Origin of the sequence: Enterobacter quasiroggenkampii (genome assembly GCF_043972695.1) — a bacterium.
Taxonomy (GTDB): domain Bacteria; phylum Pseudomonadota; class Gammaproteobacteria; order Enterobacterales; family Enterobacteriaceae; genus Enterobacter; species Enterobacter quasiroggenkampii.
In genome coordinates, this window is record NZ_CP143745.1 from 1752819 (window position 1) to 1774019 (window position 21201).

A 21201-nucleotide genomic window follows, 5' to 3' on the forward strand; every position below is an offset into this window, starting at 1 on the left:
CTTTGGGGAGAGGGCCGGGGTGAGGGGAGAAACAACGCTGAGGTACTCCCATGAAATTCCCGGTCCTGTTAGCACTTCTTGTCAGTACCCTGCAACCCGCATTCGCTGCCATTCCCGTTCGCGTCGCCACCGTGGAGCAAACCGCCCACGCCGCCGAGCGCCAGATCCCGGGGCGCATCGAAGCCATTCACACCGTTGAGCTACGGGCGCGAACGGAAGGCGCGATCGCCAAAATCCACTTCCGCGACGGGCAGTACGTGAAAAAAGGCGACGTACTGTTTGAGCTGGACGACGCCGAGCCGCGCGCCGCCTTGCGCCTGGCGCAGGCCGAAGTGAAAAGCGCCGAAGCCACGCTGCGCCAGGCGCAGCAGCAGCTTTCCCGCTTTGAAAGTCTCGGCAGCAGCAACGCCATCAGCCGTCACGACGTGGACAACGCCCGCATGCAGCGCGACGTCGCCAGCGCCGCTCTCGAGCAGGCGAAGGCCCGGCTCGAAGCCCGCAACGTCACCCTGAGCTACACCCGTATCACCTCGCCGATTGACGGCCGCGTGGGGCACAGCAGCTTCCATGTGGGTAGCCTGGTCAACCCGGCGAGCGGCGTTTTGGTGGAGGTGGTGCAGCTTGACCCGATCCGCATCGCCTTTGCGCTGGAAGAGGGGGTGTTTGCCGCCAAAGCCGGACAGCATGCGGATATCAACGCCATGAAGCGTGCCTGGCAGGCGCTGATCGACAGCAACGGCCAGCGCATCAGCGGCGAGCTGACGTCAGTGGATAACCGCGTTGACCCGCGTACCGCCAGCGTGATGCTGCGCGCCGAGTTTGCCAATCCGCGCCATCAGCTGCTGCCCGGCGGCAATGTGAACGTGTTTTTGCGTCCGGCAAGTGAACAGCCGGTGCTGACCCTGCCCGCCGCCGCGGTCCAGCAGAACGGCGACGGCTACTTTGCTTGGGTCGTTAATGCCGACGGCAACGCCGAAATGCGCCCGCTGAACGTGGCTGGTCAGATTAGCCAGCAGTTCCAGATCACTTCTGGCGTGAAGCCCGGTGAGCGAGCGATTACTGACGGCGCGCAGCGCGTGCAGCCCGGCGCTGCTGTCCAGATACTGAATTAAGGAGCCATCATGCTGACGTTTTTCATCAAACGCCCGCGTTTCGCGATGGTGATTGCGCTGGTCATCACCCTGCTGGGGGCCATTGCGCTGAGGATTATCCCGGTGGAGCAGTACCCGCAGATCACGCCGCCGGTGGTGAACGTCTCTGCCAGCTGGCCGGGTGCCAGCTCCGCTGACGTGGCGGAGGCCATCGCCACGCCGCTGGAGACGCAGCTGAACGGCGTGGACCATATGCTTTACATGGAGTCCACCAGTTCGGACGAAGGCACTTACAGCCTGAACATTACCTTTGCGGCGGGCACCGATCCGGAACTCGCGGCCATCGACGTGCAAAACCGCGTGGCGCAGGCCGTGGCGCAGCTGCCGACCGAGGCGCAGCAAAACGGCGTGCAGGTGCGCAAGCGGGCCACCAACCTGATGATGGGGGTAAGTCTTTACTCACCGAATAACACCCACACGCCGTTGTTCGTCAGCAATTACGCCAGCACCCAGGTGCGCGAGGCGCTGTCGCGTCTGCCCGGCGTAGGGCAGGTGCAGATGTTCGGCGCGCGCGACTACAGCATGCGCATCTGGCTGCGCCCGGACCGCATGAACGCCCTGAACGTCACCACCGATGACGTGGCGCAGGCGCTGCGCGAGCAGAACGTACAGGGCGCGGCGGGTCAGGTGGGCACGCCGCCGGTGTTTAACGGCCAGCAGCAGACCCTGACCATCAACGGGCTGGGGCGCTTAAGCCAGGCCGAAGAGTTTGCCGACATCATCATCCGCGCGGGGGAGATGGGCCAGCTGGTGCGCCTGAAGGACGTCGCCACCATCGAGCTCGGCTCGCGCAGCTACAGCTCCGGTGCGCAGCTGAACGGGCACGACTCCGCCTATTTGGGTATCTATCCGACGCCGTCCGCCAACGCCCTGCGCGTGGCCGATGCGGTACGCGCGGAGCTGGAACGCCTCTCAACGCGCTTCCCGGACGACCTGGTTTATGAGGTGAAATTCGACACCACCTCTTTTGTCGCCGCGACCATTAAAGAGATCGGCGTCTCGCTGGCGCTGACGATGCTGGCGGTGGTGGTGGTCGTTTCCCTGTTCCTGCAGAGCTGGCGCGCGACGCTGATTGTCGCCCTCGCCATTCCGGTGTCGCTGGTGGGCACCTTCGCGGTGCTCTATACGCTCGGCTACTCCGCCAACACCCTCAGCCTGTTTGCCATTATTCTGGCGCTGACCATGGTGGTGGATGACGCCATCGTGGTGGTGGAGAGCGTTGAAACGCTGATGGCGGAAGGGCAGAGCGGCACGGCGGCGACCGCGCTGGCGCTGCGCCAGATCGCCGGGCCGGTCATCGCGACCACGCTGGTGCTGCTGGCGGTGTTTGTGCCGGTGGCGCTGCTGCCGGGGATTGTCGGCGAGCTGTACCGCCAGTTCGCGGTGACGCTCTCCACCGCCGTGACGCTGTCAAGCCTGGTGGCGCTGACCCTGACGCCCGCGCTGTGCGCGATGCTGCTGCGTCCGCGCCCGGAGAAACCGGCGGCCGTTTATCGCGCCTTCAACCGCGGGCTGGACGCCACGCGCGGTTTCTACACCCGCATCGTGAATGTCTTAAACCTGCGTCCGTGGCTGGCGCTGCTGGCCACCGCAGGCGCGGCGGCAGTCGTGCTGTTCAGCTTTACGTCGATGCCAAAAGGCTTCCTGCCGCAGGAGGACCAGGGCTACTTCTTCGCCAGTGTTCAGCTGCCGGAAGCGGCTTCGCTGGAGCGCACCGAAGCGGTGATGACCACGGCGCGGGAGCTGATCGCCCAAAATCCGGCGGTGGAGGACGTCATTCAGGTCTCCGGATTTAACATCCTCAACGGCACCAGCGCCTCCAACGGCGGGTTTATCTCCATCATGCTGAAGGACTGGAGCGCGCGTCCGCCGCTGGAGGAGGTGATGGGCACCCTGCAGCGCCAGCTGCTGGCCCTGCCGGAAGCGACCATCATGACCTTCGCGCCGCCGACGCTGCCGGGGCTGGGCAACGCCTCCGGCTTTGACCTGCGCATCCAGGCTCAGGCGGGGCAGAGCCCGGCGGAGCTGGAGCGCGTCACCCGCGAGGTGCTGGCGAAAGCCAACCAGCATCCGCAGCTGAGCCGCGTGTTCACCACCTGGAGCAGCAATGTGCCGCAGCTGACGCTGACCGTTGACCGCGAGCGCGCCGCCCGTCTTGACGTGCCGGTGTCGCGCATCTTCAGCAGCCTGCAAACCGCCTTTGGCGGCACGCGCGCCGGGGATTTCAGCATCAACAACCGCATCTACCACGTGGTGATGCAGAACGAGATGCAGTGGCGCGAGCGCGCAGAGCAGATCAGCGAGCTGTTCGTGCGCAGCAACAGCGGCGAGCGGGTGCGCCTGAGCAACCTCGTCACCATCACGCCAACCGTCGGCGCGCCGTTCCTGCAGCAGTACAACCAGTTCCCGTCCGTGTCGGTGAGCGGCTCGGCAGCGGCTGGGGTGAGCAGCAGCACCGCGATGGCGGCGATGGGCGAGATCCTCGCGGAAAGCCTGCCGGCCGGATACGACTACGCCTGGAGCGGCATGTCGTACCAGGAGCAGCAGACAGGTAATCAGGCGATCTGGATCGTGCTGGCGGCGGTGGTGATGGCGTGGCTGTTCCTCGTCGCCCAGTACGAGAGCTGGACGCTCCCGGCAAGCGTGATGCTCTCGGTGCTGTTTGCTATTGGCGGGGCGCTGGTCTGGCTGTGGTTGGCGGGATACGCCAACGACGTGTACGTGCAGATTGGTCTGGTATTGCTGATCGCGTTAGCGGCCAAGAACGCGATTCTTATCGTCGAGTTCGCCCGCGCGCGGCGTATGGACGGAATGGCGATTGTCGATGCCGCGCGGGAAGGGGCCTCGCGCCGCTTCCGGGCGGTGATGATGACCGCCGTGTCGTTCATTATCGGCGTTTTGCCGATGATGCTGGCGACCGGCGCAGGCGCCCAGAGCCGCCGCATCATCGGCACCACGGTCTTCAGCGGCATGCTGGTGGCGACCGTGGTGGGGATTCTGTTCATCCCCGCGCTGTTCGTGCTGTTCCAGCGCCTGCGGGAGTGGGGCCACGGCCTTACGGACTCGTCGCCCATAGCTCGCAGTGCTTCTGCACCAGAGAAATAAGCGAGCCGCCGTCGGCGATAAAGTCCCGCATGCGCTGCGCCTCGCTCTTGCCCTGCTTTAACAGCAGGGCAATTTCATTGATTGCGCTTGTGGCACCGAGCTTATCGGCCGACGGCGCCACCTGCTCCAGCAGCCAGGCGATGTCCTCCGCCACGGTTCGTTGCTCGCCGGTGTGCACATCCGTCAGGATCCCCTCCAGCCCGTAGCGACACGCCTGAAAACGGTTAAAACGGTAGAGCAGAAAATCCCGTTCCTGATGCTTATACGGTCGCGTGGTCAGCAGCCAGTGTGACGTGGCCTGAATCAGCCCGGCGATGTTAATCGCGTGGCCGAGCGTCAGCGGCGTATCCATCACCCGCACCTCCACTGTGCCAAAATGCGGGCTGGGGCGAATATCCCAGTGCAGATCTTTGATGCTGTCGATCATGCTGGTGGAACTCAGGCGGCGGAACAGCCCTTCAAACTCCTGCCAGCTGTTGACCCACGGCATCTGGCCGTTATCCGGGAACCCGGAGAAGATATTGAGCCGCGACGAGGAGAACTTTGTGTCGGTGCCCTGCATGTACGGCGAGGCAGCCGCCAGGGCAATAAAGTGCGGCACAAAGCGCGACAGGCCGTGCAGGAGGTAAATGGCGTCATCCCCGGTCCGGCAGCCGACGTGAACGTGCTGACCGAACACCGTCGCCTGCAAAATCAGATAGCCAAAGCGCTCCAGCGTGACGTTATAGCGCTCGTCGTCGCACACCTCCTGGCGCTGCCATTTCTGGAACGGATGCGTCCCGCCGCCGCAGATCTGAATGTGCTGCTCTGCCGCCGCGCGCAGGATACTCTGCTGCATCACTGAGAACTGCGCCGCCGCCTGATCGATGGTCTGACACACGCCGGTGGCGATTTCGAGCATGCTTTCGGTGATGTCGTGTTTGACTTCACCGCCTTTGATGTCGTCTTTGACGGCGGCGATAAGCGCGGAGGAGTCCTGGCTGAGATCGTACCCCGGCGGGTTAACCACCTGCAGTTCGAGCTCGATGCCAAGGGTGAACGGTTCAGAGGATTTAAAATCGGGTAAAGGCATGGCGCACTCCGTTGTCTGTGAATGTTGAGTATAGACAACGGGTGTGGCGCACTCGTCTCAGGGTGGTATAACTGATAGCAGGCTTAGCAAAAGGGGAGTGACTCATGTCTGACTATCCAACCATTGCGCTGATTGGTCCCGGTGCGATTGGCACCACCGTTGCCGCGGTACTGCATGACGCTGGCCGCACGCCGCTACTCTGCGGACGCACCGCGCATCCGGAATTACGCCTGCGTCACGATGAGGGTGAAACGGTGGTGCCCGGTCCGGTATTAACCGATCCGGCGGCCATCACGCGCCCCGTTGACCTCGTGTTTATCGCGGTGAAAACGACGCAAAACGCCGACAGCGCCGGGTGGCTGCGCGCGCTGTGCGATGAAAATACGGTGGTGTGTGCCCTGCAAAATGGCGTAGAGCAGAAGGCTCAGCTTGAGCCTTTGGTCAGTGGCGCGACTGTGCTGCCGTCGGTGGTCTGGTTCCCGGCGCAGCGCGAGCCGGATGCCTCCGTCTGGCTACGGGCGAAGCCGCGCCTGACGCTGCCGGACGAGCCTCAGGCGCAGCGGGTGGTCGAGGCGCTTCGCGGTACGCGCTGTGAAGTTGAACTCTCGGCTGATTTCCCCACCGTCGCCTGGCGCAAGCTGCTGCAAAATGCGGTCGCCGGGCTGATGGTGCTCGCTAACCGTCGTGCCGGGATGTTCAGGCGCGAGGATATCAGCGACCTTGCGCTGGCCTACCTGCGCGAGGGGCTTACTGTCGCCCGCGCCGAAGGGGCGAAGCTGGCCGATGACGTGGCGCAGGAGATTCTGGCGAACTTTCAGCGTGCGCCTGAGGACCTCGGCACGTCGATTCTCGCTGACCGTCAGGCGAATCGCCCGATGGAGTGGGATATCCGCAACGGCGTGATCCAGCGCTACGGCCGCAAACACGGCATTGCGGTGCCCATCAGCGACGTGGTGGTACCGCTGCTGGCGGCGGGGAGCGAGGGGCCGGGTTAACGGCCGCTGTTTTTCCGTTCGGCAAAGTAATGGGCGGGCGTGCTGCCCATCACTTTTCTGAACATGGTGATAAACGCGTTCACGGATTCGTACCCGAGAGTGGCGGTGGGGCGATAGAGAGGGGGGAAGATAAGTGAATATGCATTTCAGCTTTGTGCCATAATTTTACGTTGTTATCCTGGTAGCGTGTTGATCTGTCGGGAGCAGAGCCCGGGAGGTTCAGATGCTTTATAGCTGCATGAATAATACAAAATGGAATGAGATCCGCATGGCAATGGTTAGCATGGAATCTCCTCCCTTATGGAAAATGACTTTTCTCAATGGCTATGAATCTGCAGTTGATGGCGAGTGGTTTTACCATTTCTGTGAAGGTGGCTATTTGGATATCAAGTATCTTGATATTATGACAAACTCAATTGAACAACATATCATGGTAGGTACTATTCTTCGCGCTATTCATCTCCCTGGAATCGAGGTATCAACCGGTTATAGAATTTGGGGATACGCAGATTCGGTCAGCTATGTAGATTATCTTTAACCAGATAAAATCGTTTAATGGCTAACAGGAATACGTTAGTCTTTGCGTAGAATTGGCCTCTACTTCTCACTGTCTAAGCGTTACACTGAAAGTTATTAATTCAAAGTCAATACAATCAAACATCTTCCCATAGCGGCATCAATTCTCCAGGTAATTGTTCCTTATCAAACCCCTCAAACCAATACACTGAGCCTTGCGGTCCAATAATCGGCACTTCTCCCCACCCCGGATGAAACAATGCGCGACTCCAGTCAGGCTTGAGACGACCACGCCGTTTAAGGCGCTGACCATTACACGCAGTTGCTCGTATTGAAGGAAAATTAATAAAGAAACTTAACGGCATTTTCTCTTTGCGCGCACGTTGTAATTGCCTTGATATCCAGTCCTGGTTACGTTTGCGAAGTTTTTGTTTCATTGGCTACTGTTCTGATTTTACTCACTTATCAATCAATGCTCTCACTGTAATCCGACGCCATGCTTTATACAAGAGTGTCCGTTCTTAACTCAGTGCGGACCTTACCCACTTTTCTGCCCTTTCCGTATAATGAGCGGACGGTGATAGCGTCCGCTCAGTGTTGATGACTGTATGTGCATTAGTATAGCCATGCATCTTCTGTCATCAAAATGATGAAGCCACTCGTGTTTTTTATCGGATAAACGTTCTTTTTACACGAACAGAGGTTATGAAATAGGGAATCCAAATTAAAGCCGAAATCACGTTTCTAAAAATAGGTACAAGTTCATTATAGCCAATTTCAGCGCCAGGAATTAATATGTAAAGCAAATAGGTATTAAATGACATTGTCGTCACGATTGATATTAAAAACAAAATATAAAGCTTTGGTAGCGATTTCTTCTTTCTTAGGAAAAATGAAAGAACGGTGACTGTAAAAAGAAATTCGCCAATATAAATAACCAGTGAAGCTATGAAGAAAATTTTTGCATTTGCATTCAGGTGCGAATAATTTTCTATCGTAAATTTAAACGCATCTGTCATTGCAAAAAGATAGGAAGCAGCAGTAACCACTAATCCTATAAGAGGGAGAAAAAGAAAGCCTCCAATTTTCCTGAAGTTTTTATCTTCGCAACTGTCGCAAAACTCTCTGTCCTGAGGTATTTCGACCCCACACTTTATGCATCCCCATTCCATATATGGACCTTTGAAGTATTTAATGATTTACAATAGATTAAACGAAGTCTATTACAAACGCAACTGACTGATAAATAAGTATGCTGTGCAGGTAACTTTTTCGAGTAAATTTGTGTTAAGGGGAGATTCCCGCAGCACAGATATTCATTCTAAGTCCCTACCCGGGACCGCGCTTTGCTAATAACGGTTCCTCAAACATTTCTTCCCGACAGTTCCCGACCGGAAACGAATATTTAAAGTAAAGTGCTAACACTGAACACCATAAGGTTCTCTGTTGCACTTCAGTCCAGCTTCTCGATATTCATCCTAACCGCTTTCAGCGTTCTCCTGCGGATCCAGCCGCTGCCCGCCCGTATTACCAGCCAGTAAGCCGCCATCCTGAGCCGGGTGCTTCTGTCCGGGCAAAAGACGAACGTTTCCGTACTGAGTTCATGCTGGTCTGGTGCCAGTTCCTTTACCTGGTAGCGCAGCAACAGTGTCGCGCTGCCCGGCACGGTAGGCGTCTGAAACGCGCTGGCATCCGGCACGTTTTCCAGACCGAAATCTGCACGCCAGAATTGCCCTCTTAAGCCATAGCAAAGCTCCGATGCTGAATCTTTCAAAAGGGTGAAACTGTGCAGACCAAAGTTGCTAATTGAGCCAGCCTGCTGATCGCGCAGAAGTTTTTGCGGTAATTGCCGCAAAGCCATCAACCGACGAATCACAGCATCTTGCCGGACGTCAAAGTTGGCAATCAACGGCAGAATATGTTCAGGGTGCGCAGTATGAATGACCGTTCGGTGTTTTTCATGAAACTGGAACTGAGGTAAAAAAACGGGGACATCCTGCCACTGAGCAAGTGCTTTGCGGGTTACGAATCCAGGATTCAGCATTTCTCTTCCTTGTCATTCCTTGAGTGCAGCCAGAGTATCAGATGGCGTGCTGCAGGCAATCACCAGGAAAAGAGAGGGGGATAGGGCAGTAAATGTAATGAGCCGGTTGGGTTAACGATGTTCGCTTCTTTGCGAATGGAGAAGCTGAGTGATTTCTTTGCGCTTTCTTGTTGCCCATTCGGGCTTGATTGAGAGCATTGAACTGTATTCCTTTCTGAAATAAACCTCTCTGAATTCCCGTTCAGATGAATGTTTTGCTGCATAGGTTGAGGCCAGCCCCGCCACGGCACTCTCCACAAACCAATAAAGAATTTCATCGTCACTGAGCGTTACTTTTCGCTGTATTTCAAGACCCCTTTCACTGATGATAAAATGATATTCTTTCCCATGAATTTCCAGATAGGGAGTTGCAACCCCATCAGGTTGGTCAGGGATAAAGAAGTAATGATTTGGTCTTGTGCCTCCCCCAAGTTGCTCACCTATTTTTAGAAGCTCGTTTCGTAGTTCTTCTATCGTTTTCATCAGCATTCCTTTGTTCTTTTATGTGAACCACTCTTTATCGCAGAATGTGTGCATAGAGTCTGCTTACGATCACTTCCCCACAAACGCACTCACAGGCAAACCGAAACGCTTCGCCAGCGCCCGCATATGATCCAGGGTCAATGTGCGCTGTCCATTAAGGATCCGACTCACCAGAGACTTCTTACCAATCTCATTCTCGAAATCGCTCTGAGTGAGTTGGTACTGATCCATCAACGTTCGTAATAACGCAACGCCTGACGGAATGCGGGCAACACGCGCGTTAAATTCTGCAAACTCCGGAGACTCGTTTTCGTATTTATCGATTTTCGCGGTAAGCATCTCTACCAGCGGGCTATAGGGGTCGTGCTCAATAAGATGTTCCACCATCGCCAGAGCATCCTCGTAATCTTGTCGCGACGGGCTTGAGCCCAGGAAGGGAAGCTCGTTAGTCAGCTCGTTTGCCGCTTTGATGGCTGCTGCATAATTCATTCTTTCGTTCCCCGGTGGTAGTCCGTGAGCTTGTCATACTCTGCGTGCGTGCTGATGTGTTTGATGAAGATCTTTCCCCGCTCAAAATCAGGAAAAAACATTACTCTTAAATGTCCGCGCCCACATCGATGACCCATCATTTTTCCCGGTATTTCATCCGGTCCAGGCTGGGAAAGCGCTTTCGCATGTCGCCTGGTGACGAGTAGTGTTCCTTCTTTAGTACCCGGTAAAGATCGTCCAGGGCGAGTGCTTGATTGGGAAAATGTCTGGTCGCCGTATCGAAAGGCGCTCTTGAGACTACGTGCATCCATGCCCATTGTTTCCAGGATGGAAACATTATAGGTGGTGATTGGTGAGTTGACAATGTGGAAACTGCGGGGGAAATGAAGCTCCTACATGTTCTTGATAATTATGCTCATGTAGAGCGTTCGAGCACGTTAAGTTGGGGTGGCTTGAGATTAAAGGGGGAGGTATCGCTCGACCAGGGAAATTTGATTGATTTGCGTAGCGTATTCAGAAATTGTTTGCTGAAAAGGAGTCTGGTGGAGGCTAGTTTTACTAACAATATCTTATGGAAGTGTGTGAAAGATGAGTCCGCATTGTGCCAGAAGCGGAAGTTCCTAACATCATGCTGCATTCGTTTAAGGGGAGCAGATCAACGGTAATATCTTTGTCAGTCCCCCAGCGCCTAGGATTTGGAATGAACAACGCAACTCAGTTCAAAGGTTCGAAGCTTTGCTGGACTTTACTTTTCTAATTCGTCGCTGATTAAGCTTCAGTTTTCCATCTCCAAGAACATACCGCCCAGAATGTACCGCCAGCCAGAACTGTACTGTAATAATATGGTTGTTGATCAAAAGCTTGCACAGGATTTTGCGTAATATTCCATTCCAGGGATAAGGCCCGAGCCCAGCACAGTATAGGGAAAAATGTTTAAATTCTCCCAATCGCCAACGCCAGTAAGACTTCATTTCGGTTTTCGCATGCTCAATAGCATTACAGTTCCATAACTCTCCCCAACGTCGTACCCATTTGTCATTAAGCAACCAGTTATATGTTAGGTGGGACCTTATTGAATCAAAGGGTTGCTGTTGTTGACCCCCGGCTAACGTAATGATGCATTGAAGGAACTGCGTTTCGGTAATTGAAAAGAATATACCGCGCTCAGAAGCCTCCACAAGCTCCTGCCGAGGAATTTGATCTAAGTAAACAATCAGGACAGATTGGTCCAAATTTACCAACTCAATTCTTTGCTGGTAACGAATACCGTGTCCAGACGCTTCAAAGTAAAGCTTAACATTCTCTACTAGAATTTCTTTTGCCCGAAACGCTATACAGGATTTTACCGTTTCATGATCGGCAGGACTAGAAAGCCGCAACGAGTACTCTAGGTGCTCACCAAGTGGTTCCCAACGCGCTCCTAACCGAAGGCGACTAGCTTTGTACTCATGAGATTTTTGATAGGTCTTTAGTAACCATAACCGAGTAATTTTGCCCCATATCCACTTTAAAAGGCGTCCAGCTAAACTCCAAGGCATTGATACGTTCATATATCTCTCCGTATTTTGGACCCTATGCTTTCATCTTTCCACTAAGAAAAATAAGGGTTTTACATATTTTTACTGTTCTTCACCTCTGGCCTGCTCCCCGTTGATTAATACATATGTAATTTTAGTAATACCTTTATCAGCTATGAAAATAATTGCCAAGTTCCGCACCTCGCTCAAAGCAGACCTGACATATCCCAGCCTTTCCGCTCTGAGCCAGTAGTAGGCATCATCACTTCGTATGAAACTGATAATAAATTAAAACTAGAGATCAAGTGAGTCAGGCAGTGAATCTCTTTGTTCTTTGGTATAAACATGTAATTTACTCTTAAAACCTAGGAAATCTCCCTCCATTGTTAAGAATCGACCTTTTTCTGCAAAGAACATGGGATTAATATCTCTACGAACAACATCAGCAAACCAATTAGCTGATTTTGTAGCTTCCACTAACCAATCATGACATTCTTGAATCCATTGCTTATATATTTCAACGTCTTCTTCATAATTATCATTCCAGCCACCAGTTTTATAAAATTTTTCTGGATAGTAAGTGTCTTCATAAAGATAAGAATGTCTCATGAAAATTTGAGCGGCTATGTTAAGTGTTATGGAAAATGTTTCAGTGGCTCTCCGTAGTTCATCAAATTCTTCGGGCCATATAGCAGAAATGACTTTTTGCCGAAATTCAAATATATCATCGGGTAAATTTTTAGGCCATGTCGGTTCTGGTGCTAATGCAAAGCTAGTCCAATTCTGCCAGTTTTCTAAACGACAATATTTTACTGCGGAGTCAATTATTGAAGTTACTGAAAGTTGCTTAGCTAGAAAAAATTTATCTTCAACTCTACTAAGAGTCTCTGAAACCCATAACTCATGTGTCGACTTAACGTTATAGAGTTTTTCGACTGGCCAATCTTCTACATTTCTATCAATTTCCGTATGATGATTTGGGCAAAGGAGAATAAGGTTGTGATAACTATTTCTTTCATCCAGAGTTAAATGCGATTTTCCTCGGGCCGCATCTTCCTTCTCTCCAACAATATGTGCCTGTTCCCCCAATGTAAATGCGGAATTAACGGAGTTCTTATCCTGTGTTAACTCTGTCTTACAAATTGCACATCGATTTCCGGAACGCCCCCACAACAATTTGATGTCTTTTTGATTTATTGCCATGTTAAATACTCCCTTTGGGTGAGTTGAATGCAATATTATAGTTTTTATATAAACAAAAAAAGAGTTTGCCAGAAATTATCATAAAAAGATGCCTAAAACCCTCTTTCATTAAGTAATCAGAAAGACGAAAGGTTGATACTTTCCCCTTAGGATTTTGTCAGGCCTAACCAGAAGACATTCAATAGCTACTCATTATGCATCCCGACTAGCTATCATTTGGCCGATATACTGGCTCGTTAAAACTTCATCGACGACGAGAAAAATTGCGAACTTCCGCTCCTCGTTCCTAACGGACATTCAACAAACAACGCTATTCTTTTAGTAAGGCCAAAGTCCTGCTTTTTACCCCGCAGAACTCCGGCCTTACATCACCCATCTCAGTGCGCTGCGATATAAGGCTCCTTCACAAACTCCGCCAGTAGCCAGACCATATCATGCAGCAGTCCGGTCAGTTCTTTCGCCACGTTTATAGGGAGCGTCCCGCCCATCACCGCCAGCGTTAACGCTACGGCATAATCCACCTGCAACGTCGTCTCTTGCCAGCAGTCCGGCACGCAGGAAGCAATCTTTTCCCCCGCAATAAGCTGTTCAACCAGATACGGCGGAAGTTCCGAGTCACAGCACTCGCGCAGTCGTTTGAGCGCAGCCAGTAATTGCTTACAAAGCGCGGCAAACGTCACCGCATCGTCAGTTTCCACTAGTACGCTTACGTAAGCGGCGCAGGCATCGGCCAGTTCGAAGAGATCCGCAGAATCGGAAATGGGGTGGGTGATGAGCTGATGAACAGCGCTTTCCTCAGAAAGCGCGTAGGAAAATTCAGGGGTAGTCGCCATTTAGCATCCTCTTTGTCCAAAAAATGTCATGTTATGCTAACGGGTTCCTACGCCCGGTTACGGATGTGCCGCAACGCAGGCACTTTACGGCGGTGAAAAAAGGAAGGAAAGGGGATGCCCCTGAATTACATAAGGTTGCTTGCAGGTTTGCGAGGCGGCTTCCAGAAGGGCATTGCCGGGTGGCGGCTACGCCTGACCCGGCCTACAAAAATCACAGCCCTGTAGGCCCGCGCTAGCGCAGCGCCGCCGGGCATTCCTGCTGTAAAACGGGTTTTTGCCGATCGAGTGTGAATATCTGCCATTTTATCTGCGACGTACTCAGGGTAAAAATGGCCGTGGCCAGCGTGTTCTCTTCATCCGGGTCGTGTGGCGAGAGACGATAAATCGGGAGCGCGGGATCATGCTGGTCTGAAAGAATACCCAGAGCCGCTGCACCATCAAGGTGAGATTGCGTATCCAGCCAGGCGTTTAGCCGCTGCTGGCGTGACCGGGAGCTGTCCGTGATCACCTGCTCAACCGCATCAAGCTGAGGGTGGATAAGGTGATTAGCATGGGCGAAAACGTCCCGCAGCGGCGTGACGGAACAGGCTGTTCCCGTCGCCTCCACGCTAAACAGACGACGGTCTCCCATTTGTCCCAGCGTATGATGAAAGGCTCCGGCGCGTGGTGATGAGGTCAGTATAGTGATAGCTTCATCCAGGCTGGCGGCATTCAGCGCAGCGCGGGCAAGTATCTGGCGCGGCATGCCGTCCGGACGGTGCAAAGCGCGTATGTTATTCACCGTATTCACCACGCCCTTTTCGTTTACGGCGAAGGTGTGTCCGCAAATCGATCCCGGGTAAGCGAAACTGGTGAACGCCAGGCCGTCATCCGGGGTGATGCTGACGATGGCGCAGTCATTGCGAAGCTGCGGGAAACCGTCTTCATTATGCGCGATAATCAGCTCTCCCTCAGCGGTGCTTCCCGCTACCGTGGTGCAGCCATCAGAGGTTGAGCGCACCAGATCGCCGCGGCAGTTCCAGGCAAACACCTCATCAAACGGTGCATCCAGACCCGCGGCCAATCCCTCCAGCTCCTGCCAGATCAGGGGATACTGAGACTGGACCCGCGAACGCATGCTCCGGGTCTGTTCTGCGTCTTTCATGGCGGTAACGGTTTGCCACAACGCCGTTTGCGTCAGTTTTGCATGCCAGGCCTCGCGTCCGAACGCGCCAAGCGCCTGACCTACTGCAAAAGCGGAACCACGAATGTCGATTTTTTTCATAGTGTTGTTATTCACTTCTGTTCAGGATACGTGTTGCAAAAATTCTTTCAGGCGGGGATTGCGACTGCTATTCAGCAGCATATCAGGTGGACCATCTTCGGCAATGGTACCGCCATCAATAAAAATGAGCCGGGATGCTACATCGCGGGCGAAGCCGATTTCATGGGTCACAATCACCATGGTCATGCCTTCTTCGGCCAGCGAGCGCATGACTTTCAGCACCTCATGCCGTAATTCGGGATCCAGCGCTGAGGTCGGCTCATCGAACAGCATCATTTTCGGTTTCACCGCCAGGGCTCTGGCAATGGCCACGCGTTGCTGTTGACCGCCAGAGAGCTCTGATGGGTAGTGACTGGCGCGTTCGCGTAAGCCAACGCGGTCCAGCAGCGCCAGCGCCTGTTCCCGCGCGGCGGCTTTGCTCTGTTTGCGTACGCGAACCGGACCAAACATCACATTCTCCAGCGCCGTCAGATGGGGGAACAGATGGAACTGCTGAAACACCATCCCGGCTTCACGGCGGATATCACATTCGTTAGCGTGAGGATCGGTAATATGCATTCCCGCTACCAGCAGCGTGCCGGAGGAAATTTCCTCCAGCTTGTTAATGCAGCGCAGCAGCGTCGATTTGCCCGAACCGGAAGGGCCGATGATCACCACGACTTCGCCAGCGTCAATTTTTAAATTGATGTCGTGCAGCACCTGAGTGGCGCCGAAATTTTTCGACACTGCGCTAAATTCAACCATGCTCATAAAATATGGATCCTCTTCTCCAGTTGCTTCAGCAGGAAACTCAGGCACAGCGTCACCAGCAGGTAAATCATTGCCACTGCGGTCCAGACTTCCAGCGCGCGGAAATTACCGGCAATAATTTCTTGCCCCTGACGAGTCAATTCCGCCACACCAATCACAATAAACAGCGAGGTGTCTTTAATACTGATAATCCACTGATTACCCAACGCAGGGATCATACGGCGTAATGCCAGCGGCATAATGACATGCCATAGCGTGCTGCGCTGGGATAATCCCATTGCCAGGCTGGCCTCTCTAAAACCTTTATTAATCGAGAGGATCGCCCCTCGGGTGATTTCTGCAATATAAGCACCCGAGTTAATCACAATGGTCGTAATGGCCGCCGTTACCGGGTCGATATGAATCGGTAACACCATGGGGAGTGCGAAGTAAATAAACATCACTTGCACCATAATAGGCGTTCCGCGGATTAACTCGACAAAAACTAACGAGACTGTTTTTGATATTTTCCCTCCGAGCGCCCGGCAGGTTCCGGCCAGCAGGCCAATAACAAAACCACCCAATAAACCTGATAATGAAATAATCAGCGTCAACTGTAGTCCTTGCAACAGCAGCGGCAGGGACTCCCAAATATATTTACTGTCGAAATTCATATGTTACCCGTTAAGATGCAACGAGGTCGGATCGCTCCGACCTGGCGGGATTATTTTGGCTGTTTAGCAAACCACTTCACGTAAATCTTGTTGTAAGTTCCGTCCGCACGTAACGCCTGCAGTGCAGCGTTGATCTTCGGCGTCAGGCTGCTGTTCTTCTGCATCGCAAAACCGTAGTGCTGCGGCAGAATGCTGTCAGTCTCGCCGGTCGATTTCACTTTGCCATCACCCGCCGTTTTTACGTAATAGAGCACATTGGGGGAATCATGTACCACGGCATCAAGGTTACCTGCCTGCAAATCAAGATAGGCGTTGTCGATATTCGGGAATTCAACATAGTTCGCCTTATATTTGCTTTTCATAAAGCTCGCCGCCGCCGTTCCCTGCTTTAATCCCACTTTCTTTCCTGCTAAATCGCTGAATTTAGTAATGGTATTATCGCTGCTTTTCACCGCCATTAATAAATCAGCATCATAATAACCGTCGCTGAAATCGACGACCTGTTTACGCGCGTCGGTTATCGTAATGCCCGCCATGGCGACATCCAGATTACGTGATTGCAAACCCGGAATCAGTCCCCCGAAGTCCATCGGGCGTAATTCGTAGCTGACATCCATTTTTTTGGCGATGGCATCCCACAAATCAATATCAAAGCCGACGTATTTATCGCCTTGTTTAAATTCAAAGGGGACAAAGGCGGTATCAACGCCAACCGTTAATTTATCCTGCGCTTGTGCCACAAAACTGGCGGAGCAAGCGACCAGCGCTAACGTAACTTTTAATTTAGTTAATAATCCAGACATGATAACCCTCGGCGTCAGTGAAGTAGCGTGCATGAATGTCACCCGGCGAAATACATCTGCGGGGTGGGGAAATAAAATGTTGATATGCAGGGCGCACTTTCATGCGCCAAAGTTAAAGCGAAAGCTTATGCGGGAATAATCTCATCCCGGGTGTCGGGTACCGGCGTCTGCGCGCCGTTCATTACCATTGAGAGAAAACTGTAATAGCCATTGATGCCGATCAGGTCCACCACGCCTTTCTCGCCCCACAACGCGATAGCGTGCTGCCAGGTGGCATCGCTGACCTTCTGCTGCTCCTGCAACTCCTTGCAAAAGTGATAGATCGCCCACTCATCCGGCTGCAGATCCTCTGGAAGACGCTTTTCATTAATCGCCTGCACCGCCGCGGCAGAAATACCCTTCTCGCGCGCTATCGGCGCATGAATCGCCCACTCCACAGGCTGCGACCAGTGCCGCGCGGTCATCAAAATCGCCAGTTCAGACAGGCGCTGCCCCAGCGCGCTGCGATAACGCAGGTATTCCCCCATGCGTTGTGCATGCGCCATAAGCTCTGGGCTGCGCAGCAGCGGCTCGAAAGGTGGCAGCAGCGCACCGCGGGGCCCGTTGATTATCTCTTCGGCCAACGCGCGCTGCTGGTCGTCCCACTCATGCTCCGCCAGCGGCGGTAAACGATTGATCATAATTTGCTGGTCTCTTCGCGAATCACGGTGTTCAGCGTGTCGACCACAAAGTCGAGCTGGCCAGGCGTGACGATAAACGGTGGTGCGATCAGGATATGGTCGCCATACTGCCCGTCAATAGTTCCACCCATTGGATAGACCATCAGCCCACGTGACATACAGTTTGCTTTGATGGCTGCATGCAGCTTCAGGGCAGGATCGAAGGGGGTTTTGCTCTCTTTATCGCGTACCAGCTCAACGCCCGCAAACAAGCCGCGTCCACGCGTATCACCGACGTGCGGTAATTCCCCCAGCACTTCACGCAATGCGCTGTGCAGGTAATCCCCCTCTTGCCTCACCGCCTGCAGCAAATTATCGCGCGCAATCACCTGCTGCACGGCCAGGGCTGCGGACGCGGCGGTTGCGTGGCAAATGTAGGTGTGCCCGTGCTGGAACAGACCGCTACCGGCCTGCAGGGCTGAGACAATCTTCTCGCTCGCTAATACTGCGCCAATCGGCTGATAGCCGCCCCCCAGCCCCTTCGCGATGGTCACCAAATCCGGCACCACATCATCCTGTTCAAACGCATGCAATGTGCCGGTGCGTCCCATGCCACACATGACTTCATCCGCGATGTAGAGGATGCCGTATTTATCACACAGGTTGCGTACACCTTTAAGATAGCCCGGGGTAGGCGGGGTGGCGCCGGTGGTGGCCCCCACCACGGTTTCTGCACAGAAACCAATAATGGTGTCGGGACCGGCCTCAATAATGGCGTGCTCCAGCTCGTTGAGCAGACGCGTGGTGTATTGCTGCTGGGTTTCGTCAGCGCGGCGGTCGCGATATTCATTGCAGGCCGAAACGCGGATCACGTCGATCAGCAAGGGAGCAAACTGGCGGCGGCGCCATTCGTTGCCTCCCACCGCGAGCGCGCCAAGGGTATTGCCATGATAGCTCTGCTTACGGGCGATAAATTTGGTGCGCGACGGCTGGCCGATCTCAACAAAATACTGGCGTGCCAGCTTGAGCGCGGTTTCGACCGCTTCCGAACCGCCCGAAACGAAATAGGCATAGTTAAGATCGCCAGGCGCCGTGCGCGTCAGCTGTTCAGCAAGCTGCTCAACGGTGTCGCTGGTAAAAAAACTGGTGTGGGCATAGGCCAGTTGATCGATCTGGCGATGCATCGCAGCCAGCACGTCAGGATGCGCGTGGCCTAAACAGGAAACGGCGGCGCCACCGCAGGCATCCAGATACTGTTTTCCCTGTGCATCAAAAATGTACGCCCCCTGGGCGCGTACCGCCACGGCGGGCGTGCTGCGTAGACTGCGGTGAATGATATGGGTCATGCTGGTCCTGCTCCTGAATGCGCTGTGCTAATGAAGCGCATCATGCAGGATTCATTTGTATCACGTCAATTTCATTTTGATTCAAATGTATTCTGTTTTCTTATGCCGGATGCAAATGAATTATTTTTCAGGGTTTCCCGGGCACCACATAGGCACCAGAGTTAATAAGGTAGCGTTCAGCATTTTCGATTTTATTCACTGCATCTCGACCATGGCGCGCGACCAGCATCGCCAGTAAACACTCGGCCAGCCCCATGCCGGACACCACGGAGGGGAAAAACGACGGGCTGTCTATGGAGAACAGCAGCGTGCAATCGGCAGCCTGGGCTAATGGCGAGACGGGAGAATCCGTGATGGCAACGATCGTCGCGCCTGCCTGCTGGGCCGCGCGCAGGACATCGAGCGACTCACGGGAATAGGGGGCAAAACTGGTGAGTAACAGGCAATCTTGTGCTGTTAATTCGCGGGTGAACACCTCGATATTGCTCGCCAGACCATCAATTAACGACGCCTGCCGATTGAACAGTCGATAGACATAAAACAGCGACCAGGCGATAGGAAAGCTGGCCCGGAAGCCGCAAATATAGACATTCTCAGCCGCGTCCAGCAGCGTTACAGCTTGCTCCATGGCCTGATGGTTTTCATGCTGTGTGAAAGCCAAATTGGCCTGATGCGCCTGAAACACCTCTTCATACAGCTGCGGCTGAGTGCCTTTGGCGATCAGCTTCTCGGCTTTGGATACATATGTATCATTGCGCAGCCCGAGTTCATCGATGAATGCGTCCTTGAGTTCACCCCAGCCGTTGTAGCCTAATCGTTGCGCTAGCCGCAGCAGCGTAGCGGGTTTTACACCGGCTTCACTGGCGAAGGCACGCATCGATAGCACGACCAGTTGATTGGTATTCTGTAGCGAGAACTCGGCAGCACGCTGTAATTCCGCAGACAACTCACTGAATGTACTGACAATATTTTCCCTTGGATTCATAGCAAATAGTCCCGCTGTTTAAGGTTAGCGCTGCTGTTGTCAAGTGACGTTCGATCTTCGCAGACTGAATGGACTCGCGTTGTCCCGGAAACGGATGATGAAAACACAGCGCAAATAAGTCAACGGGGAACTGAACAGGGGTATCAGACGTGCGAAACCATCCTGAACGCCAAAATTGTCCTCTTAAGCCATAGCAGAGAACGATATCTGGAGTTAACACCGGAGACTGGCATTGCCGGGTGGCGGCTACGCCTTACCCGGCCTACAAAAGAAAAGCGACACGAACCGTAGGCCCGCGCAAGCGCAGCGCCGCCGGGCACAGCAGCACGGCCGTCACCCCTCGCTCAGCATCGTCAAAAACCGCTTCACCGTCCGCGAGCGTTCAAAACGGCGCCAGCAGAGCGCGATGTCGGTATACAGCTCCGGTGAACTCAGCGTGTGATAGGTGACATTCGGCGGAGATATGGCCGCCATGGATTTCGGCACCAGCGCAAACCCGCCGCCTGCGGAAACCATGCTCAGGGAGGAGGAAAGCTGCGACGACTGCAGCGCGTGCTGCACGTCAATCCCGGCCCGCTCGCAGCAGCCGTGAACCCGGTCGTACAGGCCCGGCGCGACCTCCTGCGGGAACAGCACCACCGGCGTATCCCGAAGCTGTTCTAACGCCAGCGAATCGCACGTCGCCAGCGGATGATCGCGATGCAGCGCCACCACCATCGGCTCCCGGTCGAGGATTTTTAACTCGAACGCCTTGCTGCTCTCGCACGGCAGGCGCACGAAGGCGATATCCAGTTCACCCTCCGCCAGCATCGTCGTTAGCGACGACATATTGGCTTCCACCTGATGAACCTGCACCGCCATGTTCTGCACCTGAAACTGGCGAATCAGGGTAAAGATTTTGGGATGAAAAGCGTCGGAGCTGGTGATGCCAATCGACAGGTTACCGTTCAGCCCGCGCGCGATGCCGCGGGCTTTCTCCAGCGCGGCATCGCTCAGCGCCAGGATCTTGCAGGCGTCCTCATAGAAGGCTTCTCCCGCTTCGGTCAGCTCCACGCCCCGCGTCAGGCGCCTGAACAGCGGCGTGCCCACTTCCTCTTCGAGCCGTTTGATCTGCTGACTCAGAGGAGGCTGCGAAATACCCAGCGCTTCGGCCGCCCTGGTGAAGTGTCGCTCGCGTGCAACCGCGACAAAATACCGCAGATAACGAAGTTCCATATCTAAAACGTCTCAAACCAGCATGGTTTCTATATTGGAACTCTCTGCTGAATCGGGTCAACATTTATTTAACCTTTCT

At 54.1% G+C, this 21201-nt stretch carries 21 protein-coding genes and 2 pseudogenes; 4 read left to right on the forward strand and 19 right to left on the reverse strand.

All coding sequences use genetic code 11. From position 1 onward, the window contains the following. The first annotated feature begins 50 nt into the window (after window positions 1-50). Together V1572_RS08340 and V1572_RS08345 are read left to right on the forward strand one after the other, a co-directional pair. Window positions 51-1112: an efflux RND transporter periplasmic adaptor subunit gene (locus V1572_RS08340; protein WP_325841721.1), complete on the forward strand. Its 1062-nt coding sequence runs from the start codon at window positions 51-53 to the stop codon at window positions 1110-1112. Window positions 1113-1121: 9 nt separating this feature from the next. Beyond that, window positions 1122-4256 (forward strand): efflux RND transporter permease subunit, encoded by a 3135-nt coding sequence (locus V1572_RS08345; protein WP_395299859.1) that lies wholly within the window; start codon window positions 1122-1124, stop codon window positions 4254-4256. Here V1572_RS08345 and V1572_RS08350 read toward each other — a convergent pair. Next, the gene (locus V1572_RS08350; protein ID WP_069720322.1) at window positions 4207-5328 is read right to left on the reverse strand and encodes a YbdK family carboxylate-amine ligase; all 1122 of its coding nucleotides are present in this window, start codon (window positions 5326-5328) and stop codon (window positions 4207-4209) included. The two genes, V1572_RS08345 and V1572_RS08350, sit on opposite strands and share 50 nt — an antisense overlap. Before the next feature lie 104 nt (window positions 5329-5432). Here V1572_RS08350 and V1572_RS08355 point away from each other — a divergent pair, with 104 nt between their 5' ends. Continuing rightward, window positions 5433-6323: an oxidoreductase gene (locus V1572_RS08355; RefSeq protein ID WP_395299860.1), complete on the forward strand. Its 891-nt coding sequence runs from the start codon at window positions 5433-5435 to the stop codon at window positions 6321-6323. Here the strand turns inward: V1572_RS08355 and V1572_RS08360 are convergent. Further along, window positions 6320-6427 (reverse strand): annotated as a pseudogene (locus V1572_RS08360) (AraC family transcriptional regulator); the annotation flags it as partial. The gene V1572_RS08355 and the pseudogene V1572_RS08360 sit on opposite strands and share 4 nt — an antisense overlap. 119 nt (window positions 6428-6546) lie before the next feature. On the opposite strand from V1572_RS08360, the gene V1572_RS08365 reads away from it, so the two are divergent. After that, window positions 6547-6861, forward strand: coding sequence for a DUF6678 family protein (locus V1572_RS08365; RefSeq protein ID WP_052714375.1), 315 nt, complete (start codon window positions 6547-6549; stop codon window positions 6859-6861). Between the two features lie 115 nt (window positions 6862-6976). Here the strand turns inward: V1572_RS08365 and V1572_RS08370 are convergent, their stop codons facing one another. From V1572_RS08370 to V1572_RS08450, 17 genes and pseudogenes are all read right to left on the reverse strand, one after another. Then, window positions 6977-7276, reverse strand: a complete 300-nt coding sequence (locus tag V1572_RS08370) for a hypothetical protein (protein ID WP_126534563.1) — start codon at window positions 7274-7276, stop codon at window positions 6977-6979. Window positions 7277-7507: 231 nt separating this feature from the next. Then, complete coding sequence (locus tag V1572_RS08375; protein ID WP_045909661.1) at window positions 7508-8011, reverse strand: DUF2569 domain-containing protein; 504 nt, start codon at window positions 8009-8011, stop codon at window positions 7508-7510. Between the two features lie 281 nt (window positions 8012-8292). Next, on the reverse strand, window positions 8293-8883 hold the full coding sequence (locus V1572_RS08380) for a hypothetical protein (RefSeq protein WP_395299861.1): 591 nt from the start codon (window positions 8881-8883) through the stop codon (window positions 8293-8295). Window positions 8884-8994: 111 nt separating this feature from the next. Further along, on the reverse strand, window positions 8995-9405 hold the full coding sequence (locus V1572_RS08385; protein ID WP_223540107.1) for an Imm63 family immunity protein: 411 nt from the start codon (window positions 9403-9405) through the stop codon (window positions 8995-8997). A 69-nt stretch (window positions 9406-9474) separates the two neighbouring features. Beyond that, a complete protein-coding gene (locus tag V1572_RS08390; protein WP_223540108.1) occupies window positions 9475-9894 on the reverse strand; it encodes a type II toxin-antitoxin system HigA family antitoxin in 420 nt (139 codons plus the stop codon). Beyond that, window positions 9891-10201 (reverse strand): annotated as a pseudogene (locus V1572_RS08395) (type II toxin-antitoxin system HigB family toxin). Before V1572_RS08395 ends, V1572_RS08390 begins: the two are co-directional and overlap by 4 nt. Window positions 10202-10613: 412 nt before the next feature. Beyond that, the gene (locus V1572_RS08400) at window positions 10614-11444 is read right to left on the reverse strand and encodes a hypothetical protein (RefSeq protein WP_223540109.1); all 831 of its coding nucleotides are present in this window, start codon (window positions 11442-11444) and stop codon (window positions 10614-10616) included. Window positions 11445-11705: 261 nt separating this feature from the next. Continuing rightward, window positions 11706-12614, reverse strand: a complete 909-nt coding sequence (locus V1572_RS08405) for an HNH endonuclease signature motif containing protein (protein ID WP_223540110.1) — start codon at window positions 12612-12614, stop codon at window positions 11706-11708. 377 nt (window positions 12615-12991) lie between these two features. Then, on the reverse strand, window positions 12992-13447 hold the full coding sequence (locus tag V1572_RS08410) for a hypothetical protein (protein WP_223540111.1): 456 nt from the start codon (window positions 13445-13447) through the stop codon (window positions 12992-12994). A gap of 232 nt (window positions 13448-13679) precedes the next feature. Then, entirely contained in the window at window positions 13680-14711 is a 1032-nt protein-coding gene (locus V1572_RS08415; RefSeq protein WP_229225413.1) for a C45 family peptidase, read from the reverse strand. Between the two features lie 21 nt (window positions 14712-14732). Then, entirely contained in the window at window positions 14733-15455 is a 723-nt protein-coding gene (gene glnQ, locus V1572_RS08420) for a glutamine ABC transporter ATP-binding protein GlnQ (RefSeq protein ID WP_024906944.1), read from the reverse strand. 2 nt (window positions 15456-15457) lie between these two features. Then, a complete protein-coding gene (gene glnP, locus V1572_RS08425; protein ID WP_024906945.1) occupies window positions 15458-16114 on the reverse strand; it encodes a glutamine ABC transporter permease GlnP in 657 nt (218 codons plus the stop codon). Between the two features lie 50 nt (window positions 16115-16164). Next, a complete protein-coding gene (gene glnH / locus V1572_RS08430; protein ID WP_045909654.1) occupies window positions 16165-16917 on the reverse strand; it encodes a glutamine ABC transporter substrate-binding protein GlnH in 753 nt (250 codons plus the stop codon). 125 nt (window positions 16918-17042) lie between these two features. After that, a complete protein-coding gene (locus V1572_RS08435; RefSeq protein WP_175430163.1) occupies window positions 17043-17597 on the reverse strand; it encodes a carboxymuconolactone decarboxylase family protein in 555 nt (184 codons plus the stop codon). Then, window positions 17594-18922, reverse strand: a complete 1329-nt coding sequence (locus V1572_RS08440) for an aspartate aminotransferase family protein (RefSeq protein ID WP_229225415.1) — start codon at window positions 18920-18922, stop codon at window positions 17594-17596. Before V1572_RS08440 ends, V1572_RS08435 begins: the two co-directional genes overlap by 4 nt. Before the next feature lie 127 nt (window positions 18923-19049). Beyond that, on the reverse strand, window positions 19050-19907 hold the full coding sequence (locus V1572_RS08445; RefSeq protein WP_045909652.1) for a MurR/RpiR family transcriptional regulator: 858 nt from the start codon (window positions 19905-19907) through the stop codon (window positions 19050-19052). A gap of 333 nt (window positions 19908-20240) precedes the next feature. After that, window positions 20241-21122 carry a LysR family transcriptional regulator gene (locus V1572_RS08450; protein WP_111967349.1) on the reverse strand — a complete coding sequence of 294 codons (882 nt, stop codon included), beginning with the start codon at window positions 21120-21122 and terminating at the stop codon, window positions 20241-20243. Window positions 21123-21201 lie beyond the last annotated feature (79 nt).